The 25290-nt window shown below is 61.6% G+C and carries 15 protein-coding genes; 5 read left to right on the forward strand and 10 right to left on the reverse strand.

Annotated elements, in window-relative coordinates; all coding sequences use genetic code 11:
• The 9 genes from LT42_RS04305 to LT42_RS04345 all read right to left on the reverse strand — a co-directional run bounded on the left by LT42_RS04305 (position 1) and on the right by LT42_RS04345 (position 18302).
• The gene (locus LT42_RS04305; protein WP_037010225.1) at positions 1–2091 is read right to left on the reverse strand and encodes a putative bifunctional diguanylate cyclase/phosphodiesterase; all 2091 of its coding nucleotides are present in this window, start codon (positions 2089–2091) and stop codon (positions 1–3) included.
• 127 nt (positions 2092–2218) lie between these two features.
• The gene (locus LT42_RS04310) at positions 2219–3715 is read right to left on the reverse strand and encodes an efflux transporter outer membrane subunit (RefSeq protein ID WP_420806877.1); all 1497 of its coding nucleotides are present in this window, start codon (positions 3713–3715) and stop codon (positions 2219–2221) included.
• The gene (locus LT42_RS04315; RefSeq protein ID WP_037010227.1) at positions 3712–6819 is read right to left on the reverse strand and encodes an efflux RND transporter permease subunit; all 3108 of its coding nucleotides are present in this window, start codon (positions 6817–6819) and stop codon (positions 3712–3714) included. The genes LT42_RS04310 and LT42_RS04315 overlap by 4 nt, the downstream gene beginning before the upstream one ends.
• A gap of 112 nt (positions 6820–6931) precedes the next feature.
• Positions 6932–10027, reverse strand: coding sequence for an MdtB/MuxB family multidrug efflux RND transporter permease subunit (locus LT42_RS04320; protein WP_037010229.1), 3096 nt, complete (start codon positions 10025–10027; stop codon positions 6932–6934).
• Positions 10024–11349 carry an MdtA/MuxA family multidrug efflux RND transporter periplasmic adaptor subunit gene (locus LT42_RS04325; protein WP_037010231.1) on the reverse strand — a complete coding sequence of 442 codons (1326 nt, stop codon included), beginning with the start codon at positions 11347–11349 and terminating at the stop codon, positions 10024–10026. The genes LT42_RS04320 and LT42_RS04325 overlap by 4 nt, the downstream gene beginning before the upstream one ends.
• A gap of 212 nt (positions 11350–11561) precedes the next feature.
• Complete coding sequence (gene tpx, locus LT42_RS04330) at positions 11562–12062, reverse strand: thiol peroxidase (RefSeq protein WP_037010233.1); 501 nt, start codon at positions 12060–12062, stop codon at positions 11562–11564.
• A gap of 103 nt (positions 12063–12165) precedes the next feature.
• The gene (locus LT42_RS04335; RefSeq protein WP_420806893.1) at positions 12166–15822 is read right to left on the reverse strand and encodes a translocation/assembly module TamB domain-containing protein; all 3657 of its coding nucleotides are present in this window, start codon (positions 15820–15822) and stop codon (positions 12166–12168) included.
• 32 nt (positions 15823–15854) lie between these two features.
• The gene (locus tag LT42_RS04340) at positions 15855–17585 is read right to left on the reverse strand and encodes an autotransporter assembly complex protein TamA (RefSeq protein WP_037010237.1); all 1731 of its coding nucleotides are present in this window, start codon (positions 17583–17585) and stop codon (positions 15855–15857) included.
• 66 nt (positions 17586–17651) lie between these two features.
• Entirely contained in the window at positions 17652–18302 is a 651-nt protein-coding gene (locus LT42_RS04345; RefSeq protein WP_037010239.1) for a GNAT family N-acetyltransferase, read from the reverse strand.
• Positions 18303–18528: 226 nt separating this feature from the next.
• Between LT42_RS04345 and xthA the strand changes: the two genes are divergently transcribed.
• The gene (xthA, locus tag LT42_RS04350) at positions 18529–19341 is read left to right on the forward strand and encodes an exodeoxyribonuclease III (protein WP_037010241.1); all 813 of its coding nucleotides are present in this window, start codon (positions 18529–18531) and stop codon (positions 19339–19341) included.
• Between the two features lie 58 nt (positions 19342–19399).
• Here xthA and LT42_RS04355 read toward each other — a convergent pair whose 3' ends face one another.
• Positions 19400–20632, reverse strand: a complete 1233-nt coding sequence (locus tag LT42_RS04355; protein WP_037010243.1) for an acyl-CoA dehydrogenase — start codon at positions 20630–20632, stop codon at positions 19400–19402.
• 156 nt (positions 20633–20788) lie between these two features.
• Between LT42_RS04355 and LT42_RS04360 the strand changes: the two genes are divergently transcribed.
• The 4 genes from LT42_RS04360 to LT42_RS04375 all read left to right on the forward strand — a co-directional run bounded on the left by LT42_RS04360 (position 20789) and on the right by LT42_RS04375 (position 25289).
• Positions 20789–21736 carry a LysR family transcriptional regulator gene (locus LT42_RS04360; protein WP_037010244.1) on the forward strand — a complete coding sequence of 316 codons (948 nt, stop codon included), beginning with the start codon at positions 20789–20791 and terminating at the stop codon, positions 21734–21736.
• Between the two features lie 358 nt (positions 21737–22094).
• Positions 22095–22472, forward strand: a complete 378-nt coding sequence (locus tag LT42_RS04365; protein WP_037010245.1) for a MerR family transcriptional regulator — start codon at positions 22095–22097, stop codon at positions 22470–22472.
• A gap of 52 nt (positions 22473–22524) precedes the next feature.
• Positions 22525–23424 carry a hydroxymethylglutaryl-CoA lyase gene (locus LT42_RS04370; RefSeq protein WP_037010246.1) on the forward strand — a complete coding sequence of 300 codons (900 nt, stop codon included), beginning with the start codon at positions 22525–22527 and terminating at the stop codon, positions 23422–23424.
• A 701-nt stretch (positions 23425–24125) separates the two neighbouring features.
• A complete protein-coding gene (locus LT42_RS04375; protein WP_037010247.1) occupies positions 24126–25289 on the forward strand; it encodes an isovaleryl-CoA dehydrogenase in 1164 nt (387 codons plus the stop codon).
• Position 25290 lies beyond the last annotated feature (1 nt).

Here is a 25290-nt window from a genome sequence, read left to right on the forward strand (position 1 = left end):
TCAGTCCGTCCGTTCGCTGTGTCGGTCGCGCACCGCTTCGATGTCCGCCATGAAGCGGTCGGCAGGCAGCGGGTGGCCCAACAAGTGGCCTTGCAGGGAATCACAGCCCAGCCGCGTGAGGAAGTTCTGCTGGCTCGTCGTCTCTACGCCCTCGGCGACAATGCGCATGTTGAGCGCCTGTCCGAGCGCGACGATGGCCGAGACGATCGCCGCGTCGTCGATATCGTGCTCAAGGTCGCGCACAAAACCGCGGTCGATCTTGAGCTCGTTGGCGGGCAGCCGCTTGAGGTACATGAGGCTGGAGTAGCCCGTGCCGAAATCATCGATGGACAGATCAACGCCCATGTCCGCCAGGCGCTGAAGCACGGTCATGCTGGCGTCGGCGTCGCTCATGGCGGTGGTCTCGGTGATCTCCAGGGTCAGGCAGTTGGCTGGCAGCTGATGGGTCGCGAGCGCGGCGGCCACAGTGTCGGCAAGCCCGGCATGACCAAACTGCAGCGCCGAAAGATTCACCGCGACGCGCCAGTCGGTGTAGCCGTTTTCGTACCACACTTTCATCTGCCGGCACGCTTCATTCAGTGCCCAGTCGCCAATGGCGATGATCAACCCGCTCTGCTCGGCCAGGCCAATGAAGGTCTCCGGCATCAACAGGCCCTGCACCGGATGATCCCAGCGCAGAAGCGCTTCGGCGCCGATGGCTCGCCGGGTGCCCGCTGAGTACGTAGGTTGGTAATGCAGGGAAAACTGCTTTTCCCTCAACGCGACGCGCAAGTCCTGTTGCAACTGGAGCTGGTTACGCGCGTTGGTGTTCATGGACGCATCGAAAAAGCTGTAGCCATTCTTGCCGGCGTTCTTGGCGTGGTACATCGCCGCGTCGGCGTTCATCAGCAGTTCCTGCTGGGTCACGCCGTTGCCCGGATACAGACTGATCCCGACGCTGACCGTCACTTGCAGCTCATGCTCCTGGACGTTGAAGGGCTGGCTTACCAACGTCACCTGACGGTTGGCGACGCCCACGGCTTCTTCGGCGCTGTCGAGTTCGACCAGCAGCACGAACTCGTCGCCACCAATGCGCGCCAGGGTGTCATGACGATGGAAGTTCTCGCGCATGCGCAGCGCAACCGCGCGCAGCAGTTGATCGCCGACATGGTGGCCGAAAGCATCATTCACCGGTTTGAAGCCGTCGAGGTCGAGAAACATCAGCGCAAACATGCCGCCACGGGCATCGACCTTGCGCATTGCTTCGTCGATCCGCTCGGCCAGCAGGTTCCGGTTGGGCAACCCGGTCAGGTTGTCATGCAGCGCCAGTTGCGTCAGTTCGCGGTTGGCCTGCTTGAGCGACTGTGACAGCTGAGCGGTACGCGCGGCCATGCGTGCATCGAGCACCGATGTCAGCAACGTGATGCCCAGCACACAGAGGCTGGTGACCAACACCAGTTTGTCCAGGCCGTTGGGCTGCAAGCCGGTGCCCAGCGCCCCGCAGAAGCTGCCGTCCGGAAAATTGGCGGCGCTCATGGCGGTGTAATGCATGCCGAGGATAGCGAAACCCATGACGACCGCCGCCCCGCCACGGGCCAGGCGCACATAAGGGGACTGCTTGCGCAGACGCACCGCGATGATCAGCGCCACAGCAGAGGCGGCGACGGCAATCACCAGCGAGACGCCGACCCGCGTCGAATCGTAGTCGATCCCCGGCTGCATGCGCATCGCCGCCATGCCGGTGTAATGCATGGCGCAGGTGCCAAGGCCCATGATCAGCGCGCCGAAGAGAAGATTCAGGATCGGCACACGGTCGTGACTGACCAGCCACAGCGCGATGCCCGAGGAAAAGATGCCCATGACCAGCGTCAGCGACGTCAGCGCGACGTCATAGGCCAGCGGGATCGGCAGGCTGAACGCGAGCATGCCGATAAAGTGCATCGACCAGATGCCCACGCCCATCGAAACGCCGCCACCACACACCCACATCACCCGCGTCCGACCGCTCGCCGAGGCGATGCGCCCGGCAAGGTCGAGCGTCGTGTACGACGCAAGGATCGCCACCAGAACTGATATCAGCACCAGCGACACTGTGTAATGACCAATCAACATGGGCTGGCTCTTGGCTCGACGGAGTGTGGCCTTTCAGCCCTTATCAAAGTGCCGGGGATTGTACCGGACTGGGCGCAAATGTCCCGTCACTCCGTCGCAAAGATGGCACTTCGCTATTTGTCGCCATCTAGCGCCCCGTGACCTCCGGCGCTGGCGTCAGCCCGGTCGCTGCGTTCCAGCCGCCACCCAGCGCGGCGATCAATTGGGCACTGGCCACCAGTCGACTTTCCAGCACATTGAGCACGCTGCGTTCGTTGCTCAAGGCGGTGGCCTGCACGTTGACCACGTCCAGATAGCCGATCAGACCGGCCTTGTACTGGTTGCTGGTCAGACGCAGTGAGTCCCGCGCGGACTGCAGCGCTTCTTCGCGCACGCCGGCTTCCTGCTCATAAACGCGCAGTTGCGCCATGTAGTCTTCGACTTCCTTGAAGCCGTCGAGCACCGTCTGGCGATACTGGGCGACGGTCTGATCGTAAACCGCCTCGGTGCGGTCAACTTCGGCGGCACGCTGGCCGCCATCGAACAGGGTCATCGCCAGCTGCGGGCCGACCGACCAGAAGCGGTTGGGCAAGGAAATCCAGTTGCTGACCGTGCTGCTGCTGTAGCCGCCGCTCATGCTCAGGGTCAGGTCCGGGTAATACGCGGCCTTTGCTACGCCGATGTTGGCGTTGGCTGTCATGACCGAGCGCTCGGCGGCAGCGATGTCCGGACGACGCTCCAGCAATTGCGAGGGCAACTGCGCCGGAATCTGCGGCAGTGCCGGCACCGACGTCGTGGCTGCCAGGCTGAAATCAGCGGGTGCCTGGCCCATCAGCACGGCGATTGCACTCTCGAACTGCGCGCGTTGCCACTGCAGGTCGATGAGGTCGGCCTGGGTGCTTTTGAGTTGGGTCTGCGCCTGGGCGATGGCGTCGCGCCCCGAGATACCGGCTCGGTATTGATTCTGGGTCATGGTCAGCGATCGCTGGTAAGCATCGACCGTCGCTTCGAGCAGGCGTTTTTGCTCGTCGATCACGCGCAGCTGCAGGTAGTTCTGCACCAGCTGGGACTGCAGGCTCAGGCGCATCGACGCCAGATCGGCGAGGCTGGCCTGGGCGCTGGCTTTGTCGGCTTCGAGCCCTCGGCGCAACTTGCCCCATATGTCGGCTTCCCAGCTCACGCCCAACTGCGCGTTGTAAGTGTCGCGAATGCCGCTGCTGGAACTGCTCAGGCTCGAACTGCTGCTGCCGGTGCCCTGGCTTGAACGGTTCTTGCTGGTGGTCAGGTCCAGGGTCGGGAAAAACGCCCCGCGCGCGCTGCGCACCAACGCAGCGGCCTGACGGTACTGGGCTTCGTACTGCGCCACCGTCTGGTTGGAGGTGTTGAGTTTCTCCACCAGACCATTGAGCTGCGCATCGCCATAGACCTCCCACCACGCGCCGCGCTCGATCGCATCACTCGGGTTGGCCTGGGTCCAGCCCTCGGCCTGCTTGAAGTGCGCGGGGGTGGGCATGTCCGGGGTCTTGTAATCGGGCCCCACCGCACAGGCGCCGAGCAGCAGCGCGCACAGCGCGACGCTGAACGTTCGGGCAAACGGCTGTGTGCGTCTGGACGCGGGCACGGGCGCAATCATCGGGTTATTCATAGCGGAGTTTCCAGAGCGGCATCCGTCTGCACACCTCGCCATGCGTTGAAGCGATGGCGCAGACGGTCAAGATAAAGGTAAACCACCGGCGTGGTGTACAGCGTCAGGATCTGGCTGAGGATCAGCCCGCCGATAATGGTCAGGCCCAGCGGCCGGCGCATTTCGGCGCCTTCGGCGCTGCTGAGCAGCAACGGCACGGCACCGAGAATCGCCGCCAGGGTGGTCATCAGAATAGGCCGCAAGCGCTGCAGGCATGCGTTACGAATGGATTCCACCGGCGTCATGCCGCCCTGGCGCTCAAGCTGCAATGCAAGATCGATCATCAGAATGGCGTTTTTCTTCACCACACCGATGAGCAAAAACAGCCCCAGCAGGGAAATAAGACTGAATTGACCGCCGGTGAGGTAGATGCTCAGCAGCGCGCCCACGCCCGCCGAGGGCAGCGTGGACAGGATGGTCAGCGGATGAATGTAGCTTTCATACAGGATGCCCAGTACCAGGTACACCGCCACCAGCGCGCCAAGGATCATCCACGGCTGGCTTTTCTGGGTGGCAGCAAAAGCGTCGGCGGTGCCGGCCATCTTGGCGATCACGTCTTCCGGCAGCCCGATGGCCGCTACGGCGCGCTCGATGGCCGCCGTGGCTTGATCCAGGTTCACCCCGTCTGCCAGATCGAACGAAATGGTGTCCGAGGCAAACTGACCGTCGTGGGTGACGCGGTCGTCTTCCAGGCTGCGTTCGTAGTGGGCGATGGTGGACAGCGGCACCCGCGCGCCGTCTGCCGTGATCACCTGCACCTGCTCCAGGGTGGTCGGGTCGAGGGCGTATTTCGGGTTGACCTCCATGACCACCTGATACTGGTTCAACGGGTCATAGATGGTCGAGACCTGCCGCTGGCTGTACGCGTTGTTCAGCACCGTGGTGACGGTGTTCATGTCGATGCCCAGGCGCTTGGCCGCATCGCGGTCGACGATCAGAGTCACCTGCTGGGTGCCGCCGCCGTCGTTGGCATCGATGGCGGTCAGTTCCTTGAGCGACTTGAGCGCGGCGACAATCTTCGGGTACCACAGGCGCAGGGTGTCCAGATCGCCGCTTTGCAGGATGTACTGGTATTGCGAGGTGGTCTGCTCACGACCGCCGCCCAGTTGCAGGTCCTGGTCCGGTTGCAGGAACAGTCGGCCGCCCGGCACCAGCGGCATCTCCTTGCGCAGCCGCTCGACCACCTGAGCAGCGCCGATCTTGCGTTCCTGAATGGGTTTGAGGCGCACGATGATGAACGCGTTGCCGGTGCCGCCGTTGCCGCCGATGAAGCCCGCGACGCTCTCCACCGCCGGGTCCTTGAGAATGGCCGAGCGGAACACGTCCATCTTCGGCTGCATCACCGAGAACGACAGGCCGTCGTCGCCGCGGACAAACCCCATGAGTTGGCCGGTGTCCTGCTGCGGCAGGAAAGTCTTGGGCACCACGATGTACAGGGCGATGTTGCCACCGATGGTCAACAACAGCGTCAACAGGGTCAGGCGACGGTGACGCAGCACCCAGCGCAGACTGCGATCGTAGCCTGCGACCATACGGTCGTTGACCCGCTGGCTCCAGCGCTGCAACCGGTTCTCGCTGCCGGGCACGTGGGGCTTGAGCCAGCGCGCGCAGAGCATCGGGGTCAGGCTCAGTGACACGATCAGCGAGACGATGATCGACACCGACAACGTGATGGAGAACTCGCGGAACAGGCTCTCGACCAGCCCGCCCATGAACAGGATGGAGATGAACACGGCCACCAGCGACACGTTCATCGACAGCAGCGTGAAGCCGACTTCCTTGGCCCCGAGATAGGCTGCCTCCATGGGCGGCACGCCGTCGTCGATGTGCCGGGAGATGTTTTCCAGCACCACGATGGCGTCGTCGACCACCAGCCCGGTGGCGAGAATCAACGCCATCAGCGACAGGTTGTTCAGGGAAAAGCCGTACAGGTACATGATGGCGAACGTGCCGACCAGCGACACCGGCACCGCCAGGGTCGGGATCAGCGAGGCACGGAAATTCCCGAGAAACAGGAACACCACCAGAATCACCAGGACCACGGCGATCAGCAGGGTCATCTCGGCTTCATGGAGCGTGGCCTTGATCACCCCCGAGCGATCCATGGCCAGGTCCAGGGTGACGCTGGCCGGCAGCACCGCTTGCAAGGCAGGCAATTGCGCCTTGATCGCCGCGACGGTCTCGATAATGTTGGCGCCGGCCTGGCGGTTGACCACCAGCAACACCGCGGCCTTGTCGTTGAAGAACCCGCTGTTGTAGCGGTCTTCCACCGAGTCTTTGACCTTGGCCACGTCCTTGAGTCGCAACGCCGCGCCGTTGGCGTAGTGGATGATCAGCGACTCGTAGTCCTTGGCCTTTTCCAGCTGATCGTTGGCCTGCACCTGCCAGTTGTGCTCGCTGTTTTCCACCGAGCCCTTGGGACGCCGCACGTTGGAGTTGGAGATGGTCGTGCGCACCTCGTCGAGCGACACGCCGTACTGAGACAACAGCTTCGGCTCCAGCTCCACGCGAACGGCGGGCAGCGAGCTGCCGCCGATCTGCACCTCGCCTACACCATTCACCTGGGACAGGCTCTGGGACAGGATCGTCGACGCCATGTCGTACAGCTCGCCTTTTTCCAGCACGTCGGAGGTCAGCGACAGCACCATGATTGGCGCCTGGGACGGATTGACCTTTTTGTAGGTCGGCATGCTGCGCATCCCGCTGGGCAACAGGCTGCGCGAGGCATTGATTGCTGCCTGTACTTCCCGGGCGGCGCCATTGATGTCGCGGTCCATGTCGAACTGCAGAATGATCCGCGTCGAGCCCTGGCTCGAACGGCTGCTCATGGTGTTGACCCCGGCGATTACGCCCAGGGAACGCTCCAGAGGCGTCGCTACGCTGGACGCCATGATCTCCGGGCTTGCGCCCGGCAGCGAGGCGCTGACCACAATGACGGGGAAATCCATGTTCGGCAGCGGCGACACCGGCAGCAAGCCAAAGCTCATGCCGCCCAGCAGCATGATCGCCAGGCTCAACAGCATGGTTGCCACGGGGCGCTTGATGAAGGGGCCGGAGAGGTTCATGGGGGTGAGCTCCAGGCGGCGAGCTTCAAGCTGCAAGGGAAAGCAAAAGCCCCGGCCTGCGCATGGCTGCTTCTAGCTTGAAGCTTGAAGCTGGAGGCTTGCAGCTGGCCGGTCATAGCGCCGCCTCGGTCTTGGGCTGCCGCGCAAACCGGCGCCCCAGCCGATCAAAGTACAGATAGATGACCGGGGTGGTGAACAGCGTCAACACCTGGCTGACCAACAGGCCGCCGACCATGACCAGGCCCAGTGGCTGGCGCAGCTCGGCCCCGGAGCCGGATGCGAACATCAGGGGTATCGCGCCGAACAACGCGGCCAGGGTGGTCATGAGAATCGGCCGGAAGCGCAGCAGCGCCGCTTCATAGATGGCGGTCTGCGGGTCGATCCCGCGATTGCGCTCAGCATCGAGGGCGAAGTCGATCATCATGATCGCGTTCTTTTTGACGATGCCGATCAGCAGAATGATGCCGATGATGGCGATCATGCCCAGGTCGTTACCGCTGAGGATCAACGCCAGCAAGGCCCCGATCGCCGCCGACGGCAGGGTCGAGAGGATGGTGATGGGATGGATGTAGCTCTCGTACAGCACGCCCAGCACGATGTACATCGTGATCACAGCCGCGAGCACCAGCAACAGCGTGCTGGAGAGCGACGCCTGGAACGCTTCGGCCGCGCCCTGAAACTCCGTCTGCACACCGATCGGCATGCCGATGTCTTTTTGCACCTGCTCGATGACGTCCACCGCCTTGCCCAGCGCAACGCCCGGTGCCAGGTTGAACGACATCATCACCGCAGGGAACTGCCCGATATGGGCAATGGCCAACTGCGCCTGGCGCTGTTCGACTCGGGCCAGACTCGACAGCTTGACCTGACCGCCGTCAGTGGTCTTGACGTGGATCTGCTCAAGCGCCTGGGGACCGAGTTCACTGCCTGAATCGGCCTGCAACACCACGCGGTACTGGCTGGCCTGGGTGTAAATGGTGGAGATCTGCCGCTGGCCGAACGCGTCGTACAGCGCATCGGTGATATTGGCCACCGTCACGCCCAGCCGGCTGGCCGCGTCACGATCAATATTGAGGAACACCTGCAGCCCCTTGTCCTGCAAGTCGCTGGCGACGTCGGTCAACTCGGGACGCTGAACCAATGCTTCAACCAGCTTGCCGCTCCACAGGTTAAGCAACTCGGCATCCGGTGAAGACATGCTGAACTGGTATTGCGTGCGGCTGACGCGGTCTTCGATGGTCAGGTCCTGCACCGGTTGCATGAACAGGCGGATGTCCGAGAGCTGATCGACTTCCGGCTGCAGGCGCTGGATCACTTCGGACGCGGTCACGTCGCGCTCGCTGTGGGGCTTGAGGTTGATCAGCATGCGGCCGCTGTTGAGGGTCGCGTTGTCGCCATCGACACCGATGTAGGACGACAGACTGGCGACTGCGGGATCCTGAAGGATGATTTTGGCCAAGGCCTGCTGGCGCTGACTCATGGAGGCAAACGACACCGACTGCGGCGCCTCGGAAATGCCCTGAATGACGCCGGTGTCCTGCACCGGAAAGAACCCCTTGGGCACGGCAAGGTACAGCAGAACGGTGATCCCGAGGGTCGCGATGGCCACCAGCAGGGTCAGCGGCTGGTGTTTGAGCACCCACTGCAACTTGCGCCCGTAGGCGGCCACCAGCCAGTCGATCCAGGCGCCGCTGGTCCTGTAGAAGCGGCCTTGTTCGTCTTCCTTCGGCTCGCGCTTGAGCAAGCGCGCGCACATCATCGGAGTAAGTGTGAGCGACACCACCAGTGAAATCAGAATGGCCACGGCCAGGGTGATCGCGAACTCCCGGAACAGCCGCCCCACCACGTCTGCCATGAATAGCAGGGGGATGAGCACGGCGATCAGCGAGATGGTCAGCGAAATCAGCGTGAAGCCGATCTGCCGCGCGCCCTTCAGCGCGGCCTGCAGCGGCGTCTCACCCTCCTCCAGGTGCCGGGAAATGTTTTCCAGCATGACGATGGCGTCGTCCACCACGAAGCCGGTGGCAATGGTCATCGCCATCAATGTCAGGTTGTTCACCGAAAAGCCGGCGAGGTACATCACCCCGAAGGTGCCGATCAGCGACAGCGGCACGGCCACTGAAGGAATGATCGTTGCGCTGAGGCGGCGCAGGAACAGAAAGGTGACGAGCACCACCAGCACGATGGAAATCAACAGCTCGTGCTGCACGTCGCTGACCGAAGCGCGGATGGTTTGCGTGCGATCGGTGAGCACCTTGACGTCCAGGCCGGCCGGCAGGTTGTCGGTGATACTTGGCAGCAGCGCCTTGATGCGGTCAACCACTTCAATGACGTTGGCGCCCGGCTGGCGCTGAATGTTGAGCAGCACGGCCTGGTTTTCATTGGCCCACGCAGCGAGACGTTCGTTCTCCGCGCCATCGACGATCTCGGCAACGTCCTTGAGCCGCAGCGGCCCGCCGTTGTTGTACGCCAGGATCAGGTTGGCGTATTCCTCCGGTGACTTGAGCTGGTCGTTGGCGTCGAGCATGGAAACGCGCGTCGGGCCGTCGAAATTACCCTTGGGTGTGTTGACGTTGGAGGCGCTGACCAGCGTGCGCACGTCGGCCAGATTCAGGCCATTGGCGGCCAGCGCGTCGGCGTTGACCTTGATACGCACCGCCTGACGCTGCCCGCCGGCGATGGTGACCATGCCGACTCCGCTGATCTGCGCGATCTTCTGCGCCATGCGCGTGTCGACCAGATCGTTGAGTTTGGGCAGCAACATGGTTTTCGAGGTAATGGCCAGCGTCAGCACGGGGGTGTCAGCGGGGTTGACCTTGTTGTAGGTCGGCGGCGCCGGCAAGTCACTGGGCAACAGGTTGGTTGCGCCGTTGATCGCCGCCTGCACTTCCTGCTCGGCGACGTCCATATTGATGTCCAGGCTGAAGCGCAAGGTAATGACCGACGCGCCGCCGGAGCTGGTCGAGGCCATCTGGGTCAAGCCGGGCATCTGCCCGAACTGGCGCTCAAGCGGCGCCGTCACGGCACTGGTCATCACCTGCGGGCTGGCGCCGGGGTACAGCGTCATCACCCGGATGGTCGGGTAATCGACCTGCGGCAGTGCCGACACGGGCAGCAGCTTGTAGGCGATCAGGCCGGCAAGCACGATGGCGAGCATGCTCAGCGTGGTGGCGACCGGCCTGAGGATGAACAGCCGTGACAGGTTCATACGTTGCCTTTCTTCGCTGTTCCGCTGTCCGCAGACTCACCGGACTCCTTCGATGGCTTGCCTTGCAACTGTTGCCCAGGCGTTGCCGGCACGTCCTTGCTGTCGTTGACGACCTCCACTGCGCTGCCGTCTTTGAGACGGTCGGTGCCTTCGAGCACAACGCGGTCACCGGCGACCAGACCGTCGGTAATCACCGTCGAGTTTTCGTCGCTCGGCCCGGTTTTCAGCTGGCGGATGCGCACGGTCTTGTCGCCATCCATCACATACACAAAGGTGCCGTTGACCCCGAACTGCACCGAGGCAGTGGGTACCAGCACAACGCTTTTCAGGGTGTTGGCGAGCAGGCGCGCATTGACGAACTGATTGGGGAACAGCGCTTCATTCTGGTTATCGAAACGCGCCTTGAATTTCAGCGTTCCGGTGGTGATGTCGATCTGGTTGTCGATGCTGGCCAGAACGCCGCTGGCCTGCAGCTTCAGGTCGCCACGGTCCCACGCCTCCACCGGCAGTTTGTCGCCGCTGCGGTAGCGGGTCAGCACTTCAGCAAGGTCTTTTTCCGGCAGGGTGAAATTGACGGTGATGGGCTTGGTCTGGGTGATCACCGCCAGTGCGGTGGTGTCATTGGCGGCGACCAGATTACCCACGTCGAGCTGGCGCAAACCGATGCGCCCAGAGATGGGCGCGCGGATTTGCGAGAACTCCAGATTGAGTTTCGCATCGCCCACTGCCGCCTGATTGGTCTTGATGGTGCCCTGGTACTGGCCAACCAACGACTCGGCCGTGTCCAGGGTTTGCTTGGCGATGCTGTCTTCTTTGTACAGGCCCCGATAACGCTGTACATCAAGCTGAGCATTTTTGAGCAACGCCTGGTTCTGCATCAGCGTGCCTTCGGCCTGCTGCAGGGCGATCTGGTAGGCACGCGGATCGATCACTGCCAGCAGATCGCCGGCCTTGACCTGCTGGCCTTCCTGGAAGTTGATCTTCATCAGTTCGCCGCCCACCCGGCTGCGCACATTGATGGTATTCAGCGCGGTGACCGTGCCCAGGGCCTTGTAGTAAATCGGGAAGTCGCCCGTGGTTGCGGCTGCAACCCGCACAGGCACCGGAGCGGTGGCGCCGCCGAAGCCCGGACGCGGTCCGGCCGGCTTCCCCGCACCGCCGCTGCGGCTGGCGCCTTTCTGCGCCTGCTCGGTTTTCTGCCCGTTCGCGTCCGATTGCGACGAAGAACCCGGCCAGAAGCGCCAGCAAAGACCAGCGACGATCAACAGAACCAGCAGGCTTAGCAGCCAGCGACGGGAATTACGGGGGCCAGACAATTGCATGAATAAATCAACCAGTGTGCGCGCGAGCGTCTTCGGGAGGCTGAACAATAAGCATAGATAGAGGCCAAGCAAAGGGCCTTTACCGGCAATTTACCTAGTGCTTACTTTGGATAAAGTGCTGACATACAAATAAAAAACGGCCTGAGGAAGTCAGGCCGCCTGTGCGTCGCCGCGCTGTGCCATTGGTTGATGGCACAGCGCGGACGGCGAAGTTACTTCAATACCGCCAGCGCTGCGTCGTAGTCCGGCTCCTGGCCAATCTCCGCGACCAACTCGCTGTGCAGCACAGTGTCGTTTTCATCCAGCACAATCACTGCGCGGGTGGTCAGGCCGACCATCGGGCCATCGGCAATCGCCACGCCGTAATCCTGCATGAACTGCGCGCCGCGCATGGTCGACAGGTTTTTCACGTTTTCAAGGCCTTCCGCACCGCAGAAGCGAGCCTGGGCGAACGGCAAGTCTGCAGAGATGCACAGTACGACAGCATTGGTCAGGTCGTTGGCCTGGGCATTGAATTTGCGCACCGAGGTGGCGCAGGTCGGCGTATCGACGCTTGGGAAAATATTCAGCACCTTGCGCTTGCCGACAAACGTTTCAAGGGTAGCGTCGGACAGGTCGCCCGCCACCAGCGTGAAAGCCGGTGCCTTGCTGCCGACTTTTGGCAGTTCGCCACTGATTTGTACCGGGGAGCCTCTACGAGTCACTTGTGCCATGAGCTGAGTCCTTATGTGAGGTGGGGTGCAAAAGCGGAAGTTAACCACGAAAGCGTGTGGTGACCTATCGCCATCCATGAATTTGTACGACAGGTCACCACCATCAGAAATCGCGCTTGTAAAAGATGTCCAGGGAACTCGCCACACCGCTGGCGGCTTCCACATAGACCTTTTTCGACAGCAGATAGCGCAATGCAATGGTGTTGGCGGGCTCAAACACCCCTACGCCATAACGCAAGCTGAGCTTGTCGGTGATCTTGCCGCTGGCGACCACGGCCGTCTTGTCGCCGCTGCCTGAGGTGTCCAGATCGAAATCCTGAATGCCAAGCCCGGACGCCAGTTTGCCCGCAGTGGAGGAGCCCCCTGCCAGCCCCAGAGCCAGGGCCGCCTGGGCGACCATGTTGCTGTCCTCGCCATTGGTGCTCAACGGTCGGCCGAGCACCAGGTAAGACAGTGCCTGCTCCTGGCTCATCGCGGGCTCCGAGAACACCGTGGTGGTCGGCTGCTCCGCGCTGCCACTCAAGCGGATGCCGGCGATCACATCGTCGGTCTGGCGAATGGCTTCGATGTCCAGATACGGCTGATCCACCGGCCCGGCAAACAGGAGGCGGGCTTTACGGATCGTCAGACGCTGGCCATAGGCACGGTAACGGCCGTCGTTGAGGTTCAATTCGCCACGGGTGTCCATGTTGTCGCCAATGTGCACGTGCCCGGCCAGATTGGCCGTCAGTCCGAACCCGCTGAACGCGAGGGTTTCTTGCCCGACTTCGACGTTCACGTCCATTGCGATGGCCAGTGGCGCTTTGCCCTGTTTGGTCTGCTGACCAACGATCACGGTGTCATCCGACACCTTGACCGTGGACGGAGGCAACTGGCGCACGGTGATCTCGCCTTTGGGGATCAACACCTTGCCGGAGACCGCAAGCCGGTCACCCGCCAGGGTGATTTTCAAATCAGGTGCGGCCTCGAGCTTGGCGTAAGGCTCCACCGTGATCGGCAATCGCGAGCCTTTAAGGGCAACGTCGACGTCCAGCGCATCGGCCCAGGCGACATGCCCGCCAATGCTCCCCCGTCCGGCCGCCCCGCTGACCCAGGCGCCAGTGAGGTCGACGCGCTCGCCGGCAATCACCGCTTGCACGTTGAGTTTTTCCAGACTGACGGGCAACTCGGGACCTGACACCTCGCCGTCATTGAGCGCAACGTTGCCATTGATCAGCGGCGCCAGCAGGCTGCCGGAGATCCGACCGCGGCCGTTGAGCTTGCCGTTGAGTTTCTCCACCGTCGGTGCGAACGGCCGTGCCAGCGAGATGTCCAGCCCGCTCAGGGTGAAATCGCCGGTGACGGGCTTGTTTTTGCCAATCGGGTCGATGCTCACGCTGGCCAGCAGCTCACCGAGTTTTCCGCCGCGGAAAATCAGGCTCGTGTCCACCTTCCTGGGAGTGAGGACACTGGTCAGCTTCAGGGTGTCGTAAGGGAAGTCCAGCCACTGGTTCTTGTCCTTGACGCGCAACGTCCCGCCGCTGGCGTCGATGACCACCTGCCCATTGGGACCGGCCGCCGGGACATCCAGTTGAATATCGGCATTCAGAGCACCTCTCCAGGCAAAGTCCTTGGGCAACCATTGCGCGAGGCTTTCCAGCGGGAAGCGCTTGAGGTGATAGCGCAAACGTGGCTCGGGCATCAGCCGCTGGTCCTCGCCACACAGACTCGCAGGGCCAGACACCCAGCAGTGCGCGCCAAAGTTCACTTTGCCGTCAGCCAGGCGCTCCAGTTTCGCCGGCTGCTGGAGCTTCCAGTCCTGGCCTCCACTTTGCACATCGCCGCTGGCCAGTCGGCCGCGCCAGTTGCCTTTGTCCAGTGTGCCGTCAAGCGCCAGAGCCAGCTTGAGCAACGGCCCTTGCAGATCAAGCTTTAGTTGCTGGCGCTTGATATCACCCTGACCGTTGACGATCAGGGCGCCGAGTGCAGTGTCGCCCGCCTGAATTCCGCTGGTTTTCAGGTCAACCGTGGCGCGTTGCGCGTTATCCAGTCGGGCGGACAGCGCGAGGGTTTGCAGCTTGTTCGTCTGATACGCAAGTTGGGAGCCCTGTAACGCCAACTGGCCCTGGGGCGCTTGAAGCGTGCCCGCGACATCGAGCCGTCCTTTCATCTGCCCTTGCAGACCCGGCCACAATTGGCCCAGCCGCAGCAGACTGATGTCCAGTTGGCCGGAGACTTTTTGCTGCAGGCTGCCGGCACCCTGAATGCGGTTGTCCCCCAGCCGAACCTGGAGAGCGGTGAGGTTCCACTTGTCATCAGCACCGTCGGCCTTGGCCTGGATGACCGCAGGCTGGCCACGAAGGCGCCCCTTCAAGTCGAGATCCGCATTGAGGCTCAGTTGCTGGTTGCGCAAGGCGCCTTTGCTGCGCAACGGCCCGGCCAGTGATCCCGGCAGTTCAGCCACCCAGTAGGCTGGATCGATCGCGCTCAGATCCAGCGCGGTGTCCCAGGCAATGCCATCGGCAAATTGCAGGTTCAAATGACCGCTGGCCTTGCCCTGTCCCGCCGCCAGTTCAAGCTGGGGCAGAAAAATCTGCTGCAAATCGCCGCTGAAAGGGCTTTGCAGGCTGAACGGGCCCGCCGGGCCTTTGAAATCCCCAGCGAAATGGCCAAGGTAGTTGCCGTCGGTGTAGGACACTTCTCCGGTGAAGGTGTGAACGCTGATCTGCGGTTCATCGATAACCGGGTACAAGCGATGCCATGGGAAATCCAGCCAGTTGATCTTCGCGTCGGCGCGCAGGCCCTGCTGCCAGTCCAGTTTGCCGCTGGCCTGAAGGCGCTGATTTTCACTGGCCGTCAGGTCCAGGGTTGTAATGTCTGCGCCCTTGGCGTCAACACGGCCTTGCAATGTCAGTGCTACCGGTCCCTTTTCGGCGGGAAGGCTGGCATTACCGGTTATCGCATAGCCCTTAGCCAGGTCACCTTTGGCATTCAGGACAAGGTGATTGAGTTGCAGGGTGTCTGGCAGATCGGCCGCCGGCTTGAACGCCTCGCTGGTGATGGCGATATCAGCCGGCAGGTTCTCGACCAGCGGCTGTAGCTGCCCGACCAGGCTGGCTTCGAGGTAGCCCTTGCTCTGCGCATTGAGCGTCAACGTCTTGAGCAGGTCACCCTGAATATCCAGCGCAAGTGACAACGGCTGGCCACTGACGTCCGGCAGTTTCAGGTGCCCTTGCGCTGTCAGCGGCCAGTCGCCTGCGGGTTTGAGCAACCCGGACAGGTCGAGGGTAATGTCGTCACGGCTGGCGTGCAGTGCATCGATCTTCAGCCCCTCAGCGGTCCAGTGTGCGGCCAGTTGAACGTCTCGAACCTGCTCGGTGCCGTCCAGGTGCAGGCTGCCGATCTGTACGCGACCTAGTTGCAGGGCCAGTGGCAGATTGAGGTCGGGCAAGGTGGTGGGGCCACTGGCGGTTTCGCCACTGGACGGCGGGAACTGCAGCCTGATGTCGCCGGCCTGCAGGGTGTCGATGCACAGGGTCATGCGCATCAGGCATGAGGGCGACCAGTCGAACACCGGTGCGTCGATCTCGACCGTGCTTTGCCCTTGCTGCCAAACCAGATGGTCCGCCTGCCAGGCGCCACCCAGGCGCCCGGCGAACCCCTCGACCGACAGCCCCGGCACCCGCCCAAGCGCCCAGCTGCTGCCGGTTTGCGTACCCAGCAGCAAGGACAGAGCCAGGACCACCAGGATCAGGACTGACAGCAGGGTAATCGCCGTTATTGCCGCGATGCGTTTCACCAGAGCTCCGTTTGTCACAGTTCAGGCCCCATCGAGAAGTGCAGGCGAATGCCGCCCTCTTCGTCCAGTGCATGGGCGAGGTCCAGGCGCAGCGGGCCGACCGGGGACACCCAGCGCACACCGATGCCGACCCCTGTCTTGAGGCTTGGCAAATCAAGGGAGTTGAACGAGTTGCCCTGATCGACGAACGCCGCCACCCGCCATTTTTCGGCGATGGAATACTGATACTCGGCGCTGCCGGCGATCATGTAGCGGCCGCCAATCCTGTCGCCGTCGGAGTTTTCGGGCGACAGCGACTGGTAGTCATAACCGCGCACGCTCTGGTCGCCACCGGCAAAGAATCGCAACGACGGCGGGATGGACTTGTAGCCGTTGGTGGCACTGCCGCCGACCTGCACGCGCCCGAGGAAACGATGATTCTGCGCGACCGTGGTCAGGCCTTTGAGCAGCACGGTGCCGTGCAACAGGTTGGCGTCCGAGCCGAGGCCTTCCTTGGCCACTTGCGTGTCGAACTGCAGGCGATAACCGTTGTGTGGGTCGATCCGGTTGTCGCTGCGCAGGTAGGAATAGCTGATGCCGGGCATGAGCAAGGTGCTCAGCCCAGAATCGTCCCCCAGGCGGTATTCCTCGCGCTGCCATTTCAGGGAAATGACCCGTTCCCAGCCGCTGGGTAGCTTGCTGTGCCATTCGGGGCCGACAGTCAGGAGTTTGCTGAGGCTGTCGGTGTCGGCGATTTCTTCGTACTGATAACCGCCGGCAAAACGCAATTTGTCGGTCAGCGGCGGGTCCAGCGGGATGTCATAGAACAGCCCGACGTTCTGCCGTGGCGCCGAGATTTCGGCCTCCGCGCCATAGCTGTGGCCCTGGGGATTGACCCAGTGGCGCGTCCAGTTGGCCTTGACCCGCGGGCCAACGTCGGTGGAGTAGCCCACCCCCAGCCCCAGGGTTCGGGGTTTGCGGGTTTGCAACTGCACGTCGACCGGGATGACCTGGGCCTGTGCATCGGTCGGCGAGGCATTGACCCGCACGCCTTCGAAATAGCCGCTCGCCTGCATGGCCTGATTGAGCTCGGCAATCAGCTCGGAGTCATAGGGTGTGTCTTGCTTGAAGGGCACCATACGCCGCAGCAGCTCCTCGTCGAACGGCGCGTCGCCACTGAATGTCACTTTGCCCAGCGAGAAACGCGGGCCGCTGTCGTAGACCAGTTCGATGTCGGCCACGCCCGCGCGCGGGTCTACCGACAGACGCTGGGTGACAAACCGGCCGCTGAAAAAGCCGTAGCGCGCAGCCTGAGTCTCGATCAGGTGCTTGGCGTCCTCATAGACGCCGTGATTGAGCACGGCCCCGGATTTCAGCGCATCGCCTTTCGGCACGCGAAAGCTTTTGAGTTGTGCGGCCTGCCCCGTCACGCGTATGGACACATTGCGCAGGTGAACCGGCTCTCCGGCCTGCACGTTCAGCAGCAGTTGCAGGTTGTTGTCGACGTGGCGGACTTCACTGTCTATCTGCGCCTGATAATAGCCAAGCGCCTGAGCGGCCTTTTGCGCCTGCTCGATCGCTCCGACGCTGAAGCGCTCCAGCGCCGGTTCGTCGCGCTCGCCGAGGCTGCCCACGTACCCTTCGATGTTGGATTTGAGTGCGGCGTTGGAGGGCTTGATCCGAACTTCCAGCTGCGCATCGGCGAAGGCCGCGCAGCTGGACAACATCAGGACAAAACCACTGGTGTAGCGATGGGGAAACTTCATAGGCGCGAATGCTACACGAGCGAAGCGGGCTGCTGAAACCCGCGAAAAATGACAAGCGTGTGACGCTCAAGCCGCCGAACCCAATGAAACTTGGGGATTGGGGTGGAAAAATATATGTTCTCGGACAGGTCCTACTTCTACTTCACCGATTTCCTGATAACCGTGTCGATTATAGAAGTCCAGATAATCGCCGTTGCCGGTGTCGAGGACGATGCCTTTGGAGTTCTTGTCCTGCGCGCACCAGTCGTGCAATGCCTGCAGCAGTTGTTCCCCGTAGTTTCGCCCCTGCAGATCGGGATGTACGCCGAACAGCGGCAGCACATGGACCGATTCGGTCGGCAGGCACGCCAGCACGGCGTGGTAATACTCCAGGTAGCGCTGAGTGCAGCGCAGCCCGGTGCTCATGAGCATACGAATGCGCCAGGCCCAGCTTTCGGTGATGCCCAGGCGCCGTTGCGGCGGTGCGATCAGGGTCACGCCGACCAGGCGGTCCGCCACGAACAGGCCCAACGCCGGCATGTCCTGAAAATAGTGCTCTTTGACCAAAGCACGGATGGTCGCTTTCACACGGCGCTCATAGCCGGGCCGACCGGATTCGAACAGGTAAGCGAAGCTCGGCTCCTTTAGATAAGCCTGGTACAGCAGCGTGCGGGTTTCGCGGGAGTAGCCGCTGTCGAGCTCACGGATCTGCACCGTTTCGCTGGCCATTTCAGGCATGGTAATCGTCCTTTTGGTAAGCCGCCGGCGGGGCCGAAATGCGGCCCGCCCGGGTGGTTGACATCAAGGCTTCGAGTCGCCGCTTGCGAGCGCAGTTCCCGTCACTTGCCCTCGGTTCAGGAATGCACGTTGCCGGCTCCTTAAACGCCGCGGGAAACAGCCGACACTGGCCGTTGCCGGGCAGGTCAGCTAGCATCGCCGTTTGTTTTTGCCAGGACCGCCGCCCATGAAAATTGTGTCTTTTAATATCAACGGTCTTCGCGCCCGACCACATCAACTGGCGGCGTTGATCGAAAAACACCAGCCCGACGTCATCGGGCTGCAGGAAACCAAGGTCTCCGACGAGCAGTTTCCCCAGGCCGATATCGAAGCGCTGGGCTACCACGTGCATTTTCACGGGCAGAAAGGCCACTACGGCGTCGCCCTGCTCTCGCGGCAGCCCCCGTTGTCGATTCACAAAGGGTTCGACAACGATGATGAAGACGCCCAGCGTCGCTTCATATGGGGGGCGTTCGCTGACCGCAACGGCAACCCTGTCACCGTCATGAACGGCTATTTCCCACAGGGCGAAAGCCGTGATCATCCCACCAAGTTCCCGGCGAAGTTGCGCTTCTATGCCGACTTGCAACAGCTGCTGGAGACCAGGTTCAGTAACGACCAGCCACTGGTGGTGATGGGAGACGTCAACATTTCTCCGGAAGACAGCGACATCGGCATTGGCGCCGACAATGCCAAGCGCTGGCTGAAAACCGGCAAGTGCAGCTTTCTGCCGGAAGAGCGCGAATGGCTCGCCAAACTCAAGAGCTGGGGGTTGGTGGACAGCTTCCGCCATCTGTACCCGGAAGTCGTCGATCAGTTCAGCTGGTTCGATTACCGCAGTCGCGGGTTCGAGGATGAACCCAAGCGCGGCCTGCGCATCGACCTGATCCTCGCCTCCCACGGCCTGCAACCGCGCATCAAAGCCGCTGGCGTGGATTACCACCTGCGCTCGATGGACAAGCCTTCGGACCATGCGCCGATCTGGCTTGAGCTGGAATGACCCCAGACGTTCAGCGGGCTACCCGGAAAGTCTCCGGGACCGCTGAACCTTTTGCCGCTCAGGAATGTTTGCTGCGCAGCATGTCCGCAGGCACATATTTGCCAATCTCGAATTTGCCGATGGCCGCGCGATGGACTTCATCCGGGCCGTCGGCAAGGCGCAGGGTGCGCTGCATGGCGTACATGTAGGCCAACGGAAAGTCACCGGACACCCCGGCGCCGCCGTGCATCTGGATGGCCCGGTCAATGACCTTCAATGCCACGTTGGGCGCCACCACCTTGATCTGCGCGATCTCGCTTTTCGCCACTTTGTTGCCGACAGTGTCCATCATGTACGCCGCCTTCAGTGTTAGCAGACGAGCCATGTCGATTTCCATGCGTGAGTCAGCAATTTTGTCGATGTTGCCACCGAGCTTTGCCAACGGCCGACCGAACGCGGTGCGCTGCACAGAGCGCTTGCACATCAATTCCAGCGCACGCTCCGCCATGCCGATCGAACGCATGCAGTGGTGAATCCGACCCGGACCGAGACGACCCTGGGCGATTTCAAAGCCGCGGCCTTCACCCAGCAGGACGTTTTCGTACGGCACCCGCACGTTTTCAAACAGCACTTCGGCGTGGCCGTGGGGCGCATCGTCGTAGCCGAACACCGGCAGCGGCCGCACGATTTTCACCCCGGCCGTGTCCGTGGGTACCAGGATCATCGAATGCTGCTGGTGACGAGGCCCATCCGGATTGCTCAGGCCCATGAAAATCATGATCTTGCAGCGAGGATCGCAGGCGCCGGACGTCCACCACTTGCGTCCGTTGATCACCCACTCATCGCCCTCGCGCACAGCGGTCGCTGCCATATTGGTCGCGTCTGATGAAGCGACGTCCGGCTCGGTCATGGCGAAAGCAGAACGAATCTCGCCGCGCAGCAAGGGCTCGAGCCACTGCTGCTTCTGCGCTTCGCTGGCATACCGCACCAGCACCTCCATGTTGCCGGTGTCCGGTGCCGAACAGTTGAAGGGCTCGGGCCCCAGCAGCGAACGGCCCATGATTTCGGCCAGCGGGGCGTATTCCAGGTTGGTCAGCCCGGCCCCGAGTTCGGATTCGGGCAGGAACAGGTTCCACAGGCCCTGCGCTTTTGCCTGCGCCTTGAGCTCCTCCATGATCGCCGTCGGCTGCCAGCGATCGCCTTCAGCCACTTGGCGCTCGAAGACAGGCTCGGCCGCGTACACGTACGTGTCCATGAAAGCCGTCACACGCTCGCGCAGTTCCTGAACCTTGGGGGAGTAAGCAAAATCCATTGGGCAGCTGCCTTCTGTGAGGTGTTGTCAGGTCGTGATCCGATGCTAGAGCAGCCTTCCCCATTTATCTAACCTATTCTCGGCGTGTATAAACATTCATAACCGATATATGATCGGCGCATTCCTAACAACAAGAACTGCCCGAGGCGCACCGCCATGAACCTGAGCAAGGTCGATCTCAACCTCTTCATTGTGTTTGACGCCATCTATACCGAGGCCAACCTGACCCGCGCCGGCCAGATCGTCGGCATTACCCAGCCCGCCGTGTCCAATGCACTGGCGCGGCTGCGAGAAACCTTCAACGACCCGCTGTTCGTGCGCACCGCCCAGGGCATGGTGCCGACGCCGATGGCGCAGAACATCATCGGACCGGTGCGCAATGCGCTGTCGCTGCTGCGGGTGTCGGTGCAAGAGAGCAGGATTTTCAATCCGCTGCAGGCGAGCAAGAACTACCGCATCAGCATGACCGACCTCACCGAAGCGGTGATCTTGCCCGCGCTGTTCCAGCGTCTGCGCCGTCTCGCGCCCACCGTGACCATCGAAAGCTTTCTGTCCAAGCGTCGCGAAACCACCAAGGAGCTTGCTGCAGGGCGTCTGGATTTCGCCGTGGATGCCCCGCTCAACACCGACCCGCAGGTGCGTCACGTCAAGCTGATGGAAGACCGATACGTGTGCGCCATGCGCCGGGGTCATCCGCTGGCAGGCAAAGAGGCGATCAGCCTGGATGACTACCTTGGCGTCGCGCATATTCACATTTCAAGCCGCCGCAGCGGGCTGGGCTATGTCGACCTCGCGCTTGGCAAGATGGGCATTCAGCGCAAAGTGGCCCTGCGCTCGCAGCACTACTTGATGGCCTCCCAGGTGCTGCAACAGACCGACATGGTCATGACCGTCCCCGAGCGCTTCGCCCGGCGCAACGATCTGCATTTTGTGTACTTGCCGGTGAACGACGTGCCGACCGTGGAAACGCACCTCTACTGGCACGAAAGCACCGACCAGGACCCGGCCAACCGCTGGATGCGCGAGCAGATCATCGAACTTTGCCAACTGGTGACTGCGCAGGAGCGCAAGTTGGGCAAGACCCTTGAGGCCGCGGGTAAGTAGGCTTTTGCGGAGAGCCAGTGGGCAATCTGTTAGTGGGACCGGCCAGCACCAGCGGATATATGCTGTCCCACTATTGAAAATGCAGGCATCCAGTGGGACCGGATTTAGCCGGGAAGATGCCGGTATGAACACCCTCAATTTCTCGGCGTGACTGCCGACGCCTTCCCGGCTGAAGCCGGTCCCACAATCCGGCGTTCCAGCCAGCACCAACGGATACATGCTGTCCCACTATTGAAAATGCAGGCATCCAGTGGGACCGGTTTTAGCCGGGAAGAAGATTCAAGCGTTGAGGGGCTGCTTGACGTTAACGTAAAGCACAACTTACGTTACGCGCATGCCTTCCGTATCGAGCACTGCCATGACCACCACGTACAGCATCTCCGACCTCGCTCGCGAGCTGGACATCACCACCCGCACCATCCGCTTCTATGAAGAACAAGGCATGCTCAGTCCGGAACGACGCGGGCTTGAGCGCGTCTATTCGCCGCGCGACAAAGTCACCCTCAAGCTTATTCTGCGCGGCAAGCGCATCGGTTTCTCCCTCGCGGAGTGTCGCGACCTGATCGGTTTGTACGACCCGGCAGGCGGTAACCACAAGCAGCTCAGCACCATGCTCGAAAAGATTGCCGAACGACGCGCCCAGCTTGACCAACAACTGCTGGACATCCAGCAAATGCAGCTTGAACTGGATACCGCCGAAGAGCGCTGCAACGCAGAGCTATCGAAGTCCTTATAAATCAGCGAGATAGCCCTCTAACTTAACGCCCACTATTTCATAAGGTGTCGATATGTCCCTCCCTCAGCGCGTCCGCCTGGTCGAAGTCGGCCCCCGCGATGGTCTGCAGAACGAAGCTGTACCCGTCAGCGTCAGCGACAAGTTGCAGCTGGTGCACAACCTGGCTGAGGCTGGCGTGAGCTATATCGAGGCAGGCAGTTTCGTGTCGCCAAAATGGGTGCCGCAAATGGCCGGCTCCGCTGAACTGTTCGCCGGGCTACTACGCAAACCGGGCGTGACCTACGCGGCACTGGCGCCCAATCTGCGCGGTTTCGAGGACGCGCTGGCTGCCGGGGTCCAGGAGGTGGCGGTGTTCGCCGCTGCGTCGGAAGCTTTTTCCCAACGCAATATCAATTGCTCGATCAGCGAAAGCCTGGAGCGTTTTTTACCGGTCATGGAAGCCGCGCGACTGCATGGCATTACCGTTCGCGGGTATGTCTCGTGCGTATTGGGCTGCCCATATGAAGGTGACGTCGCACCCAAGCAAGTGGCCGCAGTTGCCAACGAGCTCTACGCCATGGGCTGCTATGAAGTGTCCCTCGGCGACACCATTGGCACCGGTACACCGGGCGCCACTCGAACACTGTTTGACGTCGTGTCTGGGCAGATTCCGCGCGGCAAACTGGCCGGCCATTTTCACGACACGTACGGCCAGGCCCTTGCCAACATTTACGCCAGCCTGCTGGAAGGCATTCAGGTCTTCGACAGCTCTGTTGCCGGGCTTGGCGGCTGCCCCTACGCCAAAGGCGCGACCGGCAACGTGGCGAGCGAGGACGTGGTCTACCTGCTCAACGGTCTGGGCATCGAAACCGGCATTGATCTGGACAAGCTCATTGCCGCCGGCCAACGCATCAGCGACACCCTGGGTCGGGCAAACGGCTCCCGGGTCGCGAAAGCACGTCTGTCGGCTTGATGTGCGACAAGTTGTCACACAGTGTTACCCTGCCCGCCATCGCGTTCAGGGAAACGGGTAACACGGAAACACCTGGCGACAGATTCACCCTTGAATCCAGCCCGGTGAAGCCCGCAAAGCCGGTAAATCCGGGACCCTTTAAAAGTTGGCATGGCTTCTGCTATCTCTTACGTACAATAAAAATAACAGCAGCAACCTCCCAATAAAAACAACACGTATCGGCTCTGACATAACAAGAACAACACGGACAGAGACGCAGCTAACAGATTTTTTTGGAGTGGATCGCTTTACCTGAGGCACAAGCCTCACAACCGACCGAGAACAATAAAACTGTCCCAAGACAGCGACCAGGCGGATTGGATCGAAAGATCGAGGTGTATCAGCGCTCAAAAAAATACGTTTGCTCTTGGCCCCGGATGGGGGCCGCTCATAAAAGGAAAAAGGCTGGCTGCCAAAAATAACAACAGGCCACCTGAAAATAAAAAAGAGCATGCAATGACTACTTGAAGGGGAGCCCAGGCTCCCCTTCGTGCTGTTCATCCTCCGCCAATACCCTCTCCCAACAGCCCTCCCCTTTACCCTCAAGGTTGCACTACAGCAACACGTTGACATCTGCGCGTCCGCAGGTTTACGTTAACGTAAAGGTGACACCCCAACGCTCGATTTGACTGCCTACAAAAATAACAACGGGAATGCCGTCCATGAATTACCCCACGCTCAATTTCGGCCTCGGCGAAACCCTCGACATGCTGCGCGACCAAGTCCGCGCATTTGTCGCCGCCGAGCTTGCTCCACGTGCTGCACAGATCGACAAAGACAACCTCTTCCCTGCCGACATGTGGCGCAAGTTCGGCGACATGGGCCTGCTGGGCATTACTGCCGACGAAGAATACGGCGGCGCAGGCCTGGGCTACCTGGCCCATGTGATTGCCATGGAAGAAATCAGCCGTGGGTCTGCCTCCGCAGCGCTTTCCTACGGCGCGCATTCCAATCTCTGCGTCAATCAGATCAACCGCAACGGCACCCCTGAACAGAAAGCCCGCTACCTGCCCCAGTTGATCAGCGGCGAGCACGTTGGCGCGCTGGCCATGAGTGAACCCAACGCCGGCTCCGACGTGGTTTCGATGAAGCTGCGCGCTGACCGGCGTGGCGACCGCTTCATACTCAACGGCAGCAAAACCTGGATCACCAACGGGCCGGATGCCAACACCTACGTGATCTACGCCAAGACCGAGCCAGAAAAAGGCGCCCATGGCATCAGCGCGTTCATCGTTGAGCGCGACTGGCACGGTTTTTCGCGCGGCAACAAATTCGACAAACTGGGCATGCGCGGCTCCAACACCTGCGAGCTGTTCTTCGACGACGTGGAAGTACCGGAAGAAAACCTGCTCGGCGCGCTGAATGGCGGCGTCAAGGTGCTGATGAGCGGCCTCGATTACGAGCGAGTTGTGCTCTCGGGCGGTCCGGTCGGCATCATGCAGGCGTGCATGGACGTGGTGCTGCCGTACATTCATGACCGCAAGCAATTCGGTCAAAGCATCGGCGAGTTCCAGTTGATCCAGGGCAAGGTAGCCGACATGTACACGCAGCTGAACGCCAGCCGCGCCTACCTCTACGCCGTGGCCCAGGCGTGCGAGCGCGGAGAAACCACGCGCAAGGACGCCGCCGGGGTGATTTTGTATGCCGCAGAGCGGGCAACCCAAATGGCCCTGGACACCATCCAGATCCTTGGTGGCAATGGCTACATCAACGAATTTCCAGCAGGCCGACTGTTGCGCGACGCCAAGCTCTACGAGATCGGCGCCGGCACCAGTGAGATCCGCCGCATGCTAATTGGCCGCGAACTGTTCAACGAGACCCGCTGAC

This window comes from Pseudomonas lutea (assembly GCF_000759445.1).
GTDB lineage: Bacteria > Pseudomonadota > Gammaproteobacteria > Pseudomonadales > Pseudomonadaceae > Aquipseudomonas > Aquipseudomonas lutea.

Bases quoted from the DNA above. Each gene is read 5' to 3' on its own strand.
- LT42_RS04305 (WP_037010225.1), bottom strand. From the start codon at position 2,091: ATGTTGATTGGTCATTACACAGTGTCGCTGGTGCTGATATCAGTTCTG.
- LT42_RS04310 (WP_420806877.1), bottom strand. From the start codon at position 3,715: ATGAATAACCCGATGATTGCGCCCGTGCCCGCGTCCAGACGCACACAG.
- LT42_RS04315 (WP_037010227.1), bottom strand. From the start codon at position 6,819: ATGAACCTCTCCGGCCCCTTCATCAAGCGCCCCGTGGCAACCATGCTG.
- LT42_RS04320 (WP_037010229.1), bottom strand. From the start codon at position 10,027: ATGAACCTGTCACGGCTGTTCATCCTCAGGCCGGTCGCCACCACGCTG.
- LT42_RS04325 (WP_037010231.1), bottom strand. From the start codon at position 11,349: ATGCAATTGTCTGGCCCCCGTAATTCCCGTCGCTGGCTGCTAAGCCTG.
- tpx (WP_037010233.1), bottom strand. From the start codon at position 12,062: ATGGCACAAGTGACTCGTAGAGGCTCCCCGGTACAAATCAGTGGCGAA.
- LT42_RS04340 (WP_037010237.1), bottom strand. From the start codon at position 17,585: ATGAAGTTTCCCCATCGCTACACCAGTGGTTTTGTCCTGATGTTGTCC.
- LT42_RS04345 (WP_037010239.1), bottom strand. From the start codon at position 18,302: ATGCCTGAAATGGCCAGCGAAACGGTGCAGATCCGTGAGCTCGACAGC.
- xthA (WP_037010241.1), top strand. From the start codon at position 18,529: ATGAAAATTGTGTCTTTTAATATCAACGGTCTTCGCGCCCGACCACAT.
- LT42_RS04355 (WP_037010243.1), bottom strand. From the start codon at position 20,632: ATGGATTTTGCTTACTCCCCCAAGGTTCAGGAACTGCGCGAGCGTGTG.
- LT42_RS04360 (WP_037010244.1), top strand. From the start codon at position 20,789: ATGAACCTGAGCAAGGTCGATCTCAACCTCTTCATTGTGTTTGACGCC.
- LT42_RS04365 (WP_037010245.1), top strand. From the start codon at position 22,095: ATGACCACCACGTACAGCATCTCCGACCTCGCTCGCGAGCTGGACATC.
- LT42_RS04370 (WP_037010246.1), top strand. From the start codon at position 22,525: ATGTCCCTCCCTCAGCGCGTCCGCCTGGTCGAAGTCGGCCCCCGCGAT.
- LT42_RS04375 (WP_037010247.1), top strand. From the start codon at position 24,126: ATGAATTACCCCACGCTCAATTTCGGCCTCGGCGAAACCCTCGACATG.